The following is a 15,113-nucleotide window of genomic DNA, read 5'->3' as shown; positions in this document are numbered from 1 at the left end:
GCTGGCCAGCAGGTACAGCCGCTTTCTATTATGCTTCATTATAAAAAGGCATGATTTTAGTTAGATAACGAAGTATGAGGACAATACAACAACTGGCTATAAGCTTTTGCATACTAGGTGCGGTAGGTCTGTCGGGTTGCCAAACCGGCAACGCACCTGCTAGTACGGCCACAACGGCAAACGCGGCACATAAAAGCCTGGCTCCCAACAGAGTGGACATCAGAGGTGCTATTATCACCAGACACTACGACCAGGGGCAGGTGATGCTGGAAATTGAAGGCTTCCCTTCACCAGATTCGCGCTATAACCGGGCGTATGTGCTTGTGTTGCCTACTACCCAGATCATCAACTCCGATGGGCAAACTATCAGCCTGAGCGAATTAAGCCAGGGGCAGAATGTTGCCGTTCTGTTACGAAGCGGCGGCCACGGGAATATGGTCGGGATCGGGATTGCCCGCAAATTATGGGTCGAAGAATTGTAAACAGCGCTAGCCAACATAGCGAACCATCAGCCCGAAACCTGAAAAGCTAAGGGGGCCGTTATTTACTTCACATATACCTCCCTTTTATTCAGGCGGCCTTTGCGTGATTATTTCGTTGCGCTTCGCATAGCAGGGGCTGTTCTACCGCTTAAAGCCAGCCGGTTATACTTCATTATAATTTTAGGCAGCAGGAATGCCCTACAGGGTGCGTATTAGCGATAGACCACCAGGGTTACCCTGCGCATTTTAAGACACCTTCTTTTTTTGTTTGCGCACCTGGAGAATGACAGGGATTAGCGCGACCGCGATACTGATAGGCAAGATCCAGCCAAGATAGTCTTTGATAACAGGGAACTGCCTGGCCAGATAATACCCCGCCAGCACATACGCGCTCATATAGATCGTGCTGGCCACTACGGTCAAGGCCAGAAAGTGCGGAAACTTCAGATTGGATATACCCGAAAAGAGCGGGCAGAATGGTCGGAAAACTGGCAGGAACTTCCCGAAAATCAACGCGGCTTTGCTGTGCTTCTTAAAGAAATCGGACACCATGTGCAGGTATTTTTGTTTGAAATACCAGGTATCTTCTTTGTGGTATAGCCTGCCCCCGAATTTTTTTCCTATCAGATACCCGGACGTATCGCCGGCTATACTTGCCAGCACCAGCGAAACAAGGAGCCAGGGTAAGGAGACATTTAAAGTGCTGGTACTTACCAGCAGCCCGGCTGTAAAGACAAGCGTTTCGCCACCGGGTACCACCAGCCCTATCAACAGTCCGGTTTCAGCAAAAACCAGCAGGATGATGATCAGAAAACCTCCCCATTCAATGATGCTCGTTGTCTCCATAAATTTCTTTTCTTGTGAAAACCTCCCGGCAGCGTAGTAGCTTAAGAAGGCACCATACCGGACAACAGGCTACAGGTATAAGCTTTGCGCCAACTCACGCCGCTGCCGCAAGCTGCCAGGCCGTGATACAGCATCTGCATACTTACTTTTTGCCGATTTAGAGGTACGAACAGACCGGAAAACTGTATTTCTTTTCCGTGTTCCGCTTTTCAGAACGACTTAAAGGCTATTAACTCAAAATTCTACAAGTGCTTCCTGTTGACTGCCCGGCACCGTTTCGGCGCTGTATGCGCGCCGCCTTTTTATCAGCAACCCGGCTAAAAGCGCCCCGGTGATGGCCATACTTGCTCCCACCAGTTCCGGAGAAGTATACCCATACCCCATGGCAATCGGAAGGCCACCAAAAAATGCGCCCAAGGCATTGCCAATGTTAAAAGCAGCCTGGGTGGTAGCGGCGCCCAGCATTTCTGCTTCGCTGGCCGTCTTGATCATCAAGATCTGAATAGGCGCTGCAATGGCCAGCGAAAGGCCGCCTGCCACAAACGTCATCGTCAGCGACACTGCTTTACTTCCGGAGCCCACGTAAATAACGAGCAGCGACACGGCCATGCATAGCAGCAACAGCAGGCACGCTTTTACAGGGCTTATTTTATCGGCCAGCCTGCCGCCCACAAAATTGCCGACCACCATGCCGAAGCCAGCCAGGATGAGGATATACGGCACCTGGTCCGCAGAGAACCCGGAAACTTCCGTCATCAAAGGAGCAATGTAACTGATCCAGGCAAACAGCCCGCCTGTGCCGATAGCCGTAATCAAAAGGATGATCCAGGCTTCCCTGTTCTTAAAAAAGCCCAGTTCAGTGCGCAGGTTACCGGTCTTGCTCACCGGCAGTGTCGGCAACCAAAGCTGGATTAGCAGCAGCGTAACCAACCCGATTGCGGTGATAAGGCCAAAGGTATAACGCCAGGAATAATGATGCCCGATGTAGGTGCCCAGCGGCACGGTGAGCAGGTTGGCAATGGTAAGGCCGGCAAACATCAGCGAAATGGCCTGCGCTTCTTTGCCTTTCTCAGCCAGTCGGCTCGCCACAACAGAGCCCACCCCAAAAAACGCTCCGTGCGGTAGCCCTGCCAGCAGGCGCGAGAAAAGCAGCGTCATACTGGTGGGCGCAAAGGCCGAGCATGCATTGAAGACCGTAAACACCACCATCAGGGTCCACAATATCTTCTTCGGTGCAAAATTACGGCTGGCTACCACCAGCAAAGGCGCTCCGATAACCACACCCAGCGCGTAGGCCGAGATCATATGCCCCGCTTCCGGAATGCTGATATTAAAATCAGCGGCAATGTCGGGCAGCAAGCCCATCATCACAAACTCCGTTGTTCCTATTCCTAATCCGCCTAATGCCAGCGGCAACAATTTCTTTTTCAAACGTAATGCTTTGCTTTTAATCCTTTGGCGGCAGTTTCGACCATTGTCAAATCGCGCTCTTCCCGTCAGCCGGTTACCAAAAATATACTTCGTGATTCTAGCCCCAAAGGTACCCAATCTATTGCCCCCTGTTTGCGTTACTGGTCCTGTTTTTTCTAAGTATGGCCTCATGAGCTGATCTAGCCAGGAATTTACGGCGGAAAATGTCCTGGCTGTTTTCAGAAATTTTCACCGGAAAAGCAGTGCAGCGGGTGCTTTCTGGTTATGGAGAGTCCTATAATAACAATTCCCCTGAACGCCGGGATCTGTTTGATCCGGAATTCAGGGGAATGCAGCTGTTTAATTGTGTTTCAGCTAAAACCTTATCATACTAATTGGAGCCGAGTGATGGCTGAGCGGCACCTGCTTTCAGGTGGAGGTCGATGGTAAAGGTATCCTCGATTACTTTGTCTGCTGCCGTACCCAGTAAGCCGGAACGATATTTAATGTCCCACTTAATACGGTCAAGCGCTATTTTCGCGGTGGCATCGGCCATGTTGCCGTCAATTTTGACCGTAGCTGGAAATGTAATCGCATTGGTGATTCCCTTGATCGTCAGGTCGCCTGTAATGGTATAGTTGGGGGCACCTGCCGCAGCCTTTGCTACCGGGCTTACTTTTGTGATCTTGAAGGTGGAAACAGGATACTTTTCTACCGAGAAAAAGTCTTCCGACTTCAGGTGATTGGTCAGTTTAGCATTGAAATCCGGGTTGGTAATATCCGTATCCGTGATCGAGGTCATATCGATCTCAAAACTGCCACCCTGAAGCTTGCGTCCGTTCACCTCCAGGTTGCCCTTAGCCAGTTGCACGGTGCCTGTGTGCTCGCCGCCAAATTTCTTGGCATTCCAGGTTATGGTGCTGCCGGCCGTGTTTACGGGCAAACTCGTTACGGCCACGGCCGTAGCAACCGCTTTTTTGGCAGGCGTGTCTGTTGCAGGCACATATGCGCTGCAAAGTAAAGTGGCCAGCGCCAGGGCGCTTACAAGTACAGGATAGTTTTTCATGATCGGTGGATTTATGGGTTTAGATTTTTTCTCTGCGTATACTTATCCTGACGCCCCTCAACAGTCTCGCTATCAGGTGAAGATAATAAAAATAGTTGATTGTCCAAGCCCGGAAACTTACTGCACCCGGAGCAACGTAGCCTCCTGTAGCTGACCCTCGGAATCCGTTGTCAGGGTGATTTTATCGCCGGCTAATTTCCCGTTATAGATCACCTTCTTTCCGCCAAATGAAAGTGTAAAGGTAAATGCGTCTCCCGTGATCACGCCATCAGAAACAGGCACCTGCCCCATTGGCGTCACCACAAAACCCGTTAAGGCGGTCCCATTGGCTACCAGGTCCAGTGTAAGCTCCCGCTCTCCTAGTTTGCCCTGCCAACGGCCTGTCAGCGTATGTTGCTGCGTTGTATCGGCTGGCTGATCTGTTGTCGTTGCTCCTGTTGGCTGCTGTGCCGGCTGCTGTTGCTGCCCCTGCACTGGCGCTGCGCCAGGTCTTGCGCCCTGCATGGGAGCTCCACCAGGCCTTCCGCCCTGTTGTGGAGCGCCGCCCTGCCCTGCTCCTGACTGCGGGGTGCCAGCGTCCTGTCCGCCACTTTCGCCACCACCTTTCAGGTCATCGTTGTTTACGGCTTTCTTTTTACGGGCCGGCGCAGCCGCGTTCATCTTACCAATGCGGTAACTGAAATTCACTTTGAAATTCAAATTGTGCATCACGTTGGTGCTTGCCTGGCTAAAGGACGTTGCATTCAGTTCGCTACGCGTTTTGGTGGTCGGCGAGAGGAAGTTCTCGGCACCGAACCCGATGCTGCCCCGCTTCTCGTTAAAGTCTTTCTTCAAGTTCAGGCTGTAGATGCCAAAACCGCCGCGGTACCCCTGCAGCTGCACCTGGCGGCCACGGTAAAAACCAAAGCCCTGTATGCCCCAGCCCTGGCCCAGGTTATAGTTGCCCATGCCGCGGATATTGTACACAAAGCCCGTATTGCTTGCCGATTGGGTAGGGTCCGCCACGTTATTGTTCAGTACGGCATAGTATACATCAGTGCCCCCGTTCAGGGTCAGTTTGTTGCTCAGGTTGATGCTTCCGAACACGCTGCCGCCGTATGCCTCTTCCTGCCCGATATTTGAGTAGGTTGTCACCAGCACCCCATCTTCCGCCGGTTCCCGGACCGCCTGAATCGAGTTGTTGGTTGTCCGCACGAAAGTTGAGAAGTTCAGGGACGTGGTATTGAAGTAGGTGTTGTATGACAGCTCATAGTTGTTGGTATATTCCGGGTCCAGTTCCGGGTTACCGACCGTTGGCAAAGCCTGGTTCGCTTTCTGCACATTTGGGTTCAGGAACTCCAGCGAGGGGCGCTGAATGCGGCGGTTGTAGGCCAGCTTCACCGTATTGCCATCCTTTAGCTTTTTAGACAGGTTTATACTTGGCACCAGCACCCCGTAGGACGGTATATGCACCGCTTCTTCGCTGTTCTTAAAGTCGGCGTTGATGGTGGTATATTCGTAGCGCGTCCCAACCTTCAGGCTGTAGTTACTGGCCGTGCTCAGCGTATACGACACATAACCGGCCGATACATTCTGGTCATAGTTGAAGACATTGCTCAGGTTGGTACTTTCCGATTTGGTGAAAGGCCCGGTGCCGTCGGCCGTGAGGGTCTCATAATCGCTGGTTACCTGGCGCATGATCTGCTTTCCGCCAAACTCAAGCAACTGGTTTTTCCCGATTGGGTCGGAATAGTCCAGCTGAATGGTGGACTCCTGATTAAAGCTCTGGTTGATGTTTTTCAGCTTGCTGTCGATACCGGTGCCTTCGTTGTTGAAGATCTCGTTTAGGAAATCGTTTGTGCGGTTATTGCGGCTATACTGCGTCAGGATGCTGAATTCCTGCTGTGGCTTGAACGTATGGGTATAGTTGAGGTTCACGTCCACCGTACCGGAATTGTCCGTCGATGCCACATCGCGGAGCGTACTGCTCACCAGGGCATTGTTCTGGTAGGTTTGCGTGAGCAGCGGGTCCTGGTCGCTTTGCCAGTTGCGCACGCCATACTGCACCGAAGCGTTCAGGTAGTTCTTTTCATTGATGTCGTAGTCCCAGCCAAACGAGTAGCGGCCAAACATCATGTTATTGCGCGTATCGGCCGACTGGCGGATCTCATTCTGCGTGTTACCGGACTGGGTACGCTGCACGTTCTCAAAACTACCGGGCGTATTATAGCCTGCGCGGCCAAAACCGCCTAGCGAGAAGCCCATTTTACCCACGCGGTAGCTGCCGTTCAGGCCCAGGTTGGTGCCGCGCAGGCCAATGCCGGTATCAATATTGAGCGTGCCTCCCTGCAAGGTATTCTTTTTGGTCACGATGTTGATGATACCGGCAGAACCTTCCGCATCATACTTGGAGGAAGGCGAGGTGATCACCTCCACCGATTTGATCATGTCGGCCGGGATCTGCTTCAGGGCATCGGCCACGCTGCCGGCAGTGATGGTAGAGGGCCGGTTGTTGATCAGCACCTTGATATTCTGGCTGCCGCGCATCGACACGTTGCCGTCCAGGTCCACGGAGAGCATGGGCACTTTGCGCAACACGTCTGCCGCATCCCCGCCTTTGTTCGATTCGTCGTTTTCTGCATTATACACCGTGCGGTCCACTTTCTCCTCGATCATGGCGCGCTGCCCTTCAATTTTAACTTCTTTAAGGGCCTGCGCCGTGCCGCTGATGGCTATTTTACCCAGGTCCACAGAAGACTTACTGGCGGATACTGCAATGTCGATCGTTTTTGCCTCGTAGCCGATAAAGGAAATAGCCAGGCGGTAAGTACCCTCGGCCACTTTCTCCAGTGTAAAATTCCCCTTTTCATCGGCCATGGTACCATCCACGGGCTTGCTAGTCGTGGGGTTTACCAGGGCGATGGTGGCATAGGGAACGGGCTGTTGCGTGGCAGCATCCACCACGGTGCCCACAATACGGCCACTGGCTACCCGCTGCGCTGCTGCGGCAGGGCTGGCTGAGCCAGCAGTAACCACGAGTGCCCCTCCTATGGGAGACTGGGCCTGGGCTACCTGGCAGAAGCCGGCAAGTATGAGTAAGGAAAGAAAGTTCTTCATGTCAGTTACATTTAATCTGCAAAACTGAACAAAACAACTTCTTTCCTTTCAGACAAAAAAACAGAATAGACTGGCTACTGCCAAACACCGACCGGCGGCAAATATTAGCCGATGACCCGGCGCCGGCAGCTTTCCAACTGGCAGGCTATCTAAGTCATCGGTAAAACAGCGGGCAGCGATCGGCAAAACCACGTAACCTGTAGATCAGAAAGGAATTAGTAAAAGTATACCCGTAGCTTTATGACCTTATTATGCTATATTAATGGCGCTAATGGCAAACTCTTTCTTATATCGCAACGGGTACCTTCTGATTCAGCTACTGGTCCTTCTGGGGCTGTTGCTGCTTCTGTGCCAGCCGCTTGCCTGGGATATCCGGCTCCCGCCGCAGTTCTGGGTTAAGCAAAGCCTGGTGTTTATGCTCTGGGCGGGCCTTTTTTACCTCAACACGCTGGTGCTGGTGCCCCGCCTGTTGTTTCAGAACCATGTAGGATGGTTTACGGCCGCTATGCTAGGCGCTTTTGCGACCGTTATGCTGGCAAGTACGCTCATCGACGAGTGGCTGAACCTCCCCGAACTGATGTTCCAGGCCTTTAACCCGGGTAAGCTCAAGGGCTCTCATCCGGGTGGCTCGTTTGTGAACCCGGTCATGTTGCTGGCCACCTTGCTGGTGCTGGGGATCAGTACCAGCATCAAAACCGTACAGAAATGGCAGAAAGACACCGAAGCCAGGCAGGAACTCGAGCAGCAACGGATCAACACCGAACTCTCCTTTTTGAAGGCGCAGATAAACCCGCACTTCTTTTTTAATACCCTCCACAGCATTTATGCGCTCACGATGATCAACATCGAATCGTCGCGCGAAGCGCTGCATACTTTGTCGCGGATGATGCGCTATGTACTTTATGAAACACAGGCGGGCACCGCGCTGCTGAGCAAAGAAATAGAGTTCCTGCAGGACTATGTGCACCTGATGAAACTGCGCCTGACCGATAAAGTGACGGTCACCTTTCAGCAGCCCTGCCCCCTGCATGACGTACCCGTAGCGCCCATGCTGTTTCTGCCGTTTGTCGAGAATGCGTTCAAACACGGGGTAAGCGCACTGCTGCCCAGCAACATTCACATTGTAATTACGCAGCAGGAGCAGGTGGTGGCCCTGGAGGTTCGGAACACGCTTTTGCCCGATAAGCGCGTAGTGCTGGAAGAGAGCAGCGGCATCGGGCTTGCCAACACCAACAGGCGCCTGGCCCTGCTTTACCCGGGCCGTTATACCTTGGCTATAACCGAAAGAACACCCGAAAAGGAATACCTGGTAAACTTAACGCTGCACCTGGCATGATACTGAACTGCATTGCCGTAGATGATGAACCGCTGGCCCTGGGCCTGATCGCTACCTTTATCCAGCAGACGCCTTTCCTGCGGCTGGTGGGGCGTTTTGCCAGTGCGGTAGAAGCCTTACGAGGGATGTATGAGCAGCCGGTGGATGTGGTCTTTCTGGATATTCAGATGCCGGACCTGAGCGGGATCGAACTCTCGCGGGTACTGGACAAAGGCGCCTATGGCAGCGGCCCCCGCATCATCTTCACCACCGCCTTCAGCCAGTATGCCCTGGAAGGATATAAGGTGGCCGCCCTGGATTACCTGGTAAAACCTTTCAACTATGCGGACTTTCTGAAAGCGGCCACCAAGGCACAGGCCTATGCCGAACTCACCCGAAAACCGGCGCCGGCCCTGGCCGCGCCGGCAGCAGCCCCGGAAGAAGAATACCTTTTCCTGAAAGTGGAGTACCAGCTAGTGCGCATTGCTTTTAACGATATTCTATACATCGAAGGATTGAAGGATTATGTGAAAGTGCACCTGGAAAGCAGTCCCAAAGCCGTTTTGTCGCTCACCAGCCTGAAAGCACTCGAGGAGAAGCTACCGGCCCGCAGGTTCATGCGTATTCACCGCTCATTCATTGTGGCGCTGGATAAGATCACCGCTGTTTCGCGCAACAAAGTACAGCTGGGCGATACCAACATTGCCGTTAGCGACCAGTACAAGGAAGCTTTTAACCAGTTTCTCAACCGGTGGGTTTAGTTATACTTCAAAAGCTCTTTTTAGTAAGCATGCATCCTAAAGTCCTGGATTACTTCTTAGAAGATCGTATAAACCACGACAGCAGCTGTATTCTCCTTTACTTCCCTTAAATTTGCTTTTGCAGAAAAACGGCCGCTTTTAATCTCCTCTCCCGCTTCCCATGACAGTCCTTACCTCTTCGCTTAAATATTTTGTTGTGCAGCAGATGCGGGTTTCGAACAAAGAAGCGATCCAGGCTATACTGGCAGGAAAGGTGCTGGTAAACGGTGAAATAGGCAGGCTGCACCAGGTACTGCAGCCCGAAGACAGGGTAAGTGTAGCGGATAAAATCATCAAGGAGCCTACAGCCTTTATTTACCTGGCCTATTACAAACCCCGTGGCATCGAGTCAACCCTCAACCCGCAGATCGCGGATAACCTGCTGCATGCTTTAAATCTGGCGGAGCGCGTTTACCCCGTGGGCAGGCTCGACAAAGAATCGGAAGGATTGATGCTGCTGACCAACAACGGGAAGATCTTTGATTTGATCAGCCACCCGGAAAGGCACCAGGAAAAAGAATACCTCGTGACGGTAGATAAACCTTTAACCGAGGAAGCAATTGCCCGGCTGGCTGCCGGCATCGTGATCATGGGCCAAAGAACACGCCCCGCCGTTGTAGCGCAGGTAGACGCCACCAGCTTTAAAATCATCCTTACCCAAGGCCTTAACCGCCAGATCAGGAGAATGTGCTACAAGCTGGGCTACCAGGTAGAGCGGCTCGTGCGCCTGCGCATGGCAAGCCTCGAACTAGGTGACCTTAAGGCCGGGGAATGGCGCCCGTTAAATGAGAACGAGATCAGGGCCATTAACCAGCTGCAGGCACTATAAAAGAACAGTAGCGGCAGCTTTTATACTTGCCTGCCCGTTCCGGGCAAGTTTAAAAACGGCCGCATTTCAGAACGCTTCCATCTCCTTTTTACCATTTCCACTAGCAGCGTATACTTGCTCCACTACGCTTCTCCCCGTTTGCTGCTAATTTTTATGTGCTTGTAAATATAATTTCCAGGGCTGCCGGTATGATTTCGTTTATTTCTGTTCTATCTTATTGGGCTTTTAACAAGTATACCCCAAAGAGAATAGCATATGAGCAAGAACAGTCAACTTAGCCGGTCCCTGGGCTTGCGCCTGGTGATAGTGGTGGTGATAGGTAATATTATCGGCTCGGGGGTGTATAAGAAAGTGGCCCCAATGGCCGCGGAACTTCATTCGCCTGGTTGGGTGCTGATCTGCTGGCTGCTGGCGGGCATCATCTCCCTGTTCGGAGCATTAAGCAATGCCGAAGTGGCCGGGCTGCTGGCCGATACGGGCGGCGAGTATACCTATTACAAACGCATCTATAACCGGTTTTTTGCCTTCCTTTTTGGTTGGTCTTTGTTCACGGTTATACAAACGGCCGCCATTTCGTCATTGGCCTATATTTTTGCCCAGTCCCTGAATAGCATTGTGCCGCTGCCTACCGTTTTAGGGTCGCTGGCTGATGTCTCTATCGGGGGCATCTTCTATCCTTTTGCCGATCTTCCTGTCAAGCTGGTCGCCATCCTCCTGATCGTGCTGCTGACGTGGATCAATGCCAAAGGTGTTAAAACCAGTGCCTGGCTCAGCACCGCTATTCTGTTGCTGGTGTTCGCCGGCATCGGTATCATCATCTTTTTTGGGCTTGGCAGCCCGCAGGCCGATGTAGCTACAGCCTTCGAGCTTGCGCCTGCCGCTGCTGCTCCCATCACGTTCAGCGCTATTTTCACGGCCATGCTGTCGGCCTTCTGGGCTTACCAGGGCTGGGCGGCCATCGGGTATATGGGCGGCGAGATCAAAGATGCCAACCATACCATTCCAAAGGGCATCACCATTGGGGTGCTGACGGTTGTGGCCATCTACCTGCTGGTGAATTTAACTTACCTGTCGTTGCTGCCCACCTCGGTGCTGGAGCAGGTGCATAAAGCAGGAAACCAGATCGCAGCAGTAGAAGCCGTTAAAAGTTTCTGGGGACAGGGAGGTGCGGTTTTTATTTCTTTGCTCATTCTTGTCACCACGTTGGGCTGTACCAACGCCACGATCCTGGCAAGTTGCCGCACCTACTTTGCCATGGCGCGCGAAGGCTTGTTCTTTTCCAAAGCAGCTGACTTAAACCAGGCGAAGGCGCCGGCTACCTCCCTCCGCTACCAGGGCATCTGGGCCTGCCTGCTCGTGCTATCCGGTACGTTCGACCAGCTGACCGATATGATCATCTTTGCCGTGTTTATTTTTTATGGCGCCACCACGCTGGGTGTATTCATCCTTCGCAGGAAAATGCCTGACGCGCACCGGCCCTACAAAGTATGGGGCTACCCGGTCGTGCCTGCTATCATGGTGCTTTTCTGCGCTGCCCTTTTCTTTAATACGATCTTTGTCCGACCACGGGAGGCAGGCATCGGTATGGTGCTGATGTTAACCGGCGTGCCAATGTACTGGTGGTTTAAAAAGAAGCATCCTCAGCCGCAGATACCCGCTGAAGACAAGGTGCTGTCATAACCTACACTACCCATAGTAAATCAGGACTTTGTATGCAAATTCTTGATTTTAAGCTTTAAAATACAAATCTCTGAAAGCTACTTAATACGCACCCATTACCACTGTGAACAGGAACAAGGGCTTGCTTGCGTTACGTAACCATCGGGTCTGGGACGTGGCAGTGATCGGGGGTGGTGCTTCCGGCTTAGGCGTGGCCCTGGATGCACTTTCCAGGGGATTGTCGGTGGTGCTGCTGGAGGAAGCGGACTTTGCTAAAGGCACCTCCAGCCGGAGCACCAAGCTTTTACACGGCGGCGTGCGCTACCTGGCGCAGGGCCGCGTACGGTTGGTGCGGGAAGCGCTGCGCGAACGCGGCCTTCTTTTGCGGAATGCCCCGCACGTGTGCCACAAACAGGCCTTCATCATCCCCATTTATACCTTCCGGGAGAAGCTGATGTATACGCTGGGTCTAAAGCTGTATGATCTGATGGCCGGCAGCTTGGGTATCGGTAGGTCGGTATGGCTTTTGAAAGAAAAGGTCATCCAAACGCTTCCTACTATCCGGCAGCAGGGGCTGAAAGGAGGCGTGCGCTACTACGACGGCCAGTTCGATGATGCACGCCTGGCCCTGAGCGTAGCCCGTACCTGCGATGAGCTGGGCGGATGCCTGCTGAATTACATGAAAGTAACGGCCCTGACCCATGAAGAAAGCGGCCTTGTGAACGGCGTTACCGCCCGGGACCAGCTCAGCCAAGAGCAGTATACCATCAAAGCGAAGGCCGTAGTAAATGCGACAGGCGTGTTTGCTGACAGTATCCTGCAAATGGATAACCCCGCTGCCACCCCCTCCATTACGCCCAGCCAGGGCACGCACCTGGTGGTGGACCTTTCCTTTCTCGGGTCAGAGGAGGCGCTTCTGATTCCGGAAACCACCGATGGCCGCGTGCTCTTTGGCATACCCTGGGAGGGCAAGCTGTTGCTGGGCACTACCGACATCCCGCTCAAACAACCGCAGCTAGAGCCCAGACCGCTGGCGCTGGAGATCGATTTTATACTTGCTAATTGCGCTGCCTACCTCATAAAGCCTCCTTCCCGCAGCGATGTGCTGGCGGCATTTGCCGGCCTTCGCCCGCTGGCAGCTGTTTATGCAAATGGCCGCAAAACAAAAGAAATATCCCGCAGTCACCAGGTACTTGTAAGCCAAAGTCACCTTATTTCGATCATCGGCGGCAAATGGACCACCTTCCGGCAGATGGGCCAGGACACGGTAGATGCACTGATCAAGCTGCAGCACCTGCGCTTACCGCCCAGCCGCTCCTCATCCATCCGGCTGCATGGCTACCCGGCAGAAAGCAGCGAAGAAGGGCACCTGGCAGTATACGGTAGCGACGCTGCCGGCATCAAGCAACTCATTGCGCAGCAACCCGCCCTGGCACAACTGCTACACCCACGCTACCCACATACCCGGGCAGAAGTAGTATGGATGGTGCAAGAAGAAATGGCGATGAAGGTGGAAGATGTACTGGCCCGGAGAATGCGCATCTTATTCCTGGACGCGCGGGCTGCGCAGGAAATGGCCCCTTCCGTAGCCGGGATCATGCGGGCAGCGTTGGGGAAAGATGAGGCCTGGGCGCAACGGGAGATCGTGGAATTCAGGCAACTGGCAGCAGGATACCTGATCAGCTAAGCCTCTAGCGCCGGTCCTCCTAAACCCTGTTATCCGGGCTTACATGCAAACCGGCTTTTATACTTTCACCTGAAGTATAAACCGGCAACATGATGTAAACTAACCTACTATCAGACAATCTACCCTGGGGTGTGCCCAGAGGTGCGTAGCCGGGTATTGGTTTGTGATCTTTCCGGCGGTCAGCTGCCGGGTGGCCTTTTCCTTGCCGGCGCCTACTACTATAAGGATGAGATGCCGTGCTGCCAGAATATCCTGCATCCCCAACGTCATGCCATAGCGCGGTTTCGATTCCAGGCCATTTACCATCGTATGATTGAGGGTGGAGGCAGCCAGCTGCGCCATATGGCAGTGATCCACCAACTTTTCAGCCGGTTCGTTCAGCCCGATATGCCCATTCACGCCCATCCCCAGAATGCAGCAATCGATCGGGCCAATCGCCGCCAGCTGCGCCTGCATGCGGGTACATTCCTGCTCGGGGGCTTGCGTGTCGGCATTAAACCCGAAATAGCGGGCCTTGGCTATACCCAGCGGCTTGATCAGGTAGTGCTGCAAATAATATTCGCAGGTAGCCGGGTGTTCGGAACTGAGGCCGCCCCATTCATCGAGTTTCACCACGCGTAGTTTGCTGAAGTCCCCTTTCTCTTCTGCCTTCAGGGTTTGCAGCTGCAAGTATAAACCCGTGGGCGAGTTGCCGGTTGCCGCGCAAAGCAACAGATCGGGCCTGGCCTGCACCGAAGTATAAACCATTTGCGCCGCGGCCAGGCTCATGGCATCGTAGGTATCAAAATACTGAATATTCATCGGGCAGTTTCAGCGGGTATACGGACAGTAGTGCGTTTTATTTTTTCCAGAGCCTGATGGGTTTTTCCGCCTCGGTTTTAAAAGGCAAGGCCACTTTCCGGCCGGTACCCGCCGATTCGTAGGCAGCAAAGATGATTTCCAGCACCGCTTTTCCGTCCTCGCCGGTTACCAATGGCTGCCTGTTGTTTTTCACGCAGTCCACAAAATGCTCAAACTCCTGGGGGAAGCCATAGTTCCACATTTCCTCATACATCGTAAAGCTCCACCCCACGGTATTCCCTGCTTTTTCAACGGCATACCCGACACCTTTGGTGCTGTAGGTCAGGATGGAATTTCCCTGCAGCACATCGGCGTAGGCCACGCCTTCCGAGCCGTGTATCTCGGCCCTGTCGTCCATGCCGCCCAACTTTGTCCAGCTTTCCTCCATCATGGCCACTACCCCATCTGCAAACTCCAGAATGACAATGGCGTTATCGTCGCCTTTGGTTTTGGCCTGGTGCACCGTGGTGCTCATCTGCGCATACACCGAGGTGATGGGCACGCCCGGATGCAGCCAGCGGAAAAACTGGATGCCGTGGCACCCCATGTCCATTGTCACGCCGCCACCCGACCGCTCCACATCCCAGAAATGGTCGGCATGGGGACCATCGTGTTTTTCGGCCTGTTTAAATAAGACAGGCAGGCCCAGTGCGCCTTCATCAAGCAGCGCCTTCAGGCGCACATACTTTGGTGTGAAGCAAAGCTCTTCGGCATACATCAGCTTCACATTAGCTTTCTGGCAAGCAGCTATCATCCGGTCGGCTTCTTCCAGGTTCATGCAAAGCGGTTTTTCCACCACCACATGCTTTCCGGCTTCGGCAATTTTTACAGTGATCTCGCAGTGCAAGTAATTGGGCGCGCCAATCACGATCATGTCCAGCTCGTCCATGGCCAGCATTTCATCCAGGCTGGTAAAATAATGGGGAATATTGAATTTTTCGGCAAAACTGCGGGCATGCCCTTCCGTGGGAGACATCACAGCCAAAACCTGCGCATCGGCCACACGTTTTAAGGCTTCGGCATGGATCGTAGAGATAAACTGCGACCCTATCAGGCCGACACCGACTTTCTTTTCCATAAAGA

12 protein-coding genes are annotated in these 15,113 nt (G+C 53.3%); 6 read left to right on the top strand and 6 right to left on the bottom strand.

Going from position 1 to position 15,113, the window contains the following annotated elements:
- The first annotated feature begins 74 nt into the window (after positions 1-74).
- Positions 75-482 carry a hypothetical protein gene (locus tag LWL52_RS06205; protein ID WP_242917965.1) on the top strand — a complete coding sequence of 136 codons (408 nt, stop codon included), beginning with the start codon at positions 75-77 and terminating at the stop codon, positions 480-482.
- A gap of 246 nt (positions 483-728) precedes the next feature.
- Here the strand turns inward: LWL52_RS06205 and LWL52_RS06200 are convergent, their stop codons facing one another.
- The 4 genes from LWL52_RS06200 to LWL52_RS06185 all read right to left on the bottom strand — a co-directional run bounded on the left by LWL52_RS06200 (position 729) and on the right by LWL52_RS06185 (position 6,900).
- Positions 729-1,328, bottom strand: coding sequence for a DedA family protein (locus LWL52_RS06200; RefSeq protein ID WP_242917963.1), 600 nt, complete (start codon positions 1,326-1,328; stop codon positions 729-731).
- A 234-nt stretch (positions 1,329-1,562) separates the two neighbouring features.
- Entirely contained in the window at positions 1,563-2,759 is a 1,197-nt protein-coding gene (locus LWL52_RS06195; RefSeq protein WP_242917961.1) for an MFS transporter, read from the bottom strand.
- 370 nt (positions 2,760-3,129) lie between these two features.
- Positions 3,130-3,804 (bottom strand): YceI family protein, encoded by a 675-nt coding sequence (locus tag LWL52_RS06190; RefSeq protein ID WP_242917958.1) that lies wholly within the window; start codon positions 3,802-3,804, stop codon positions 3,130-3,132.
- Positions 3,805-3,921: 117 nt separating this feature from the next.
- Positions 3,922-6,900, bottom strand: coding sequence for a TonB-dependent receptor (locus LWL52_RS06185; RefSeq protein WP_242917956.1), 2,979 nt, complete (start codon positions 6,898-6,900; stop codon positions 3,922-3,924).
- A 271-nt stretch (positions 6,901-7,171) separates the two neighbouring features.
- On the opposite strand from LWL52_RS06185, the gene LWL52_RS06180 reads away from it, so the two are divergent.
- The 5 genes from LWL52_RS06180 to LWL52_RS06160 all read left to right on the top strand — a co-directional run bounded on the left by LWL52_RS06180 (position 7,172) and on the right by LWL52_RS06160 (position 13,190).
- The gene (locus LWL52_RS06180; protein WP_242917954.1) at positions 7,172-8,236 is read left to right on the top strand and encodes a sensor histidine kinase; all 1,065 of its coding nucleotides are present in this window, start codon (positions 7,172-7,174) and stop codon (positions 8,234-8,236) included.
- Positions 8,233-8,976, top strand: coding sequence for a LytR/AlgR family response regulator transcription factor (locus LWL52_RS06175; RefSeq protein ID WP_242917952.1), 744 nt, complete (start codon positions 8,233-8,235; stop codon positions 8,974-8,976). Before LWL52_RS06180 ends, LWL52_RS06175 begins: the two co-directional genes overlap by 4 nt.
- Positions 8,977-9,136: 160 nt before the next feature.
- Positions 9,137-9,844 carry an RNA pseudouridine synthase gene (locus LWL52_RS06170; RefSeq protein ID WP_242917950.1) on the top strand — a complete coding sequence of 236 codons (708 nt, stop codon included), beginning with the start codon at positions 9,137-9,139 and terminating at the stop codon, positions 9,842-9,844.
- A 255-nt stretch (positions 9,845-10,099) separates the two neighbouring features.
- Entirely contained in the window at positions 10,100-11,524 is a 1,425-nt protein-coding gene (locus tag LWL52_RS06165) for an APC family permease (protein WP_242917948.1), read from the top strand.
- A 103-nt stretch (positions 11,525-11,627) separates the two neighbouring features.
- Entirely contained in the window at positions 11,628-13,190 is a 1,563-nt protein-coding gene (locus tag LWL52_RS06160; protein WP_242917946.1) for a glycerol-3-phosphate dehydrogenase/oxidase, read from the top strand.
- A 99-nt stretch (positions 13,191-13,289) separates the two neighbouring features.
- Here the strand turns inward: LWL52_RS06160 and LWL52_RS06155 are convergent, their stop codons facing one another.
- Both LWL52_RS06155 and LWL52_RS06150 read right to left on the bottom strand, forming a co-directional pair.
- Positions 13,290-13,991, bottom strand: a complete 702-nt coding sequence (locus LWL52_RS06155; protein ID WP_242917944.1) for a galactosamine-6-phosphate isomerase — start codon at positions 13,989-13,991, stop codon at positions 13,290-13,292.
- 37 nt (positions 13,992-14,028) lie between these two features.
- A complete protein-coding gene (locus LWL52_RS06150; RefSeq protein WP_242917942.1) occupies positions 14,029-15,108 on the bottom strand; it encodes a Gfo/Idh/MocA family protein in 1,080 nt (359 codons plus the stop codon).
- Between the last annotated feature and the right edge of the window lie 5 nt (positions 15,109-15,113).

Source organism: Pontibacter liquoris (assembly GCF_022758235.1).
Taxonomy (GTDB): Bacteria; Bacteroidota; Bacteroidia; order Cytophagales; family Hymenobacteraceae; genus Pontibacter; species Pontibacter liquoris.
This window is presented reverse-complemented; position numbering and strand designations above follow the sequence as displayed.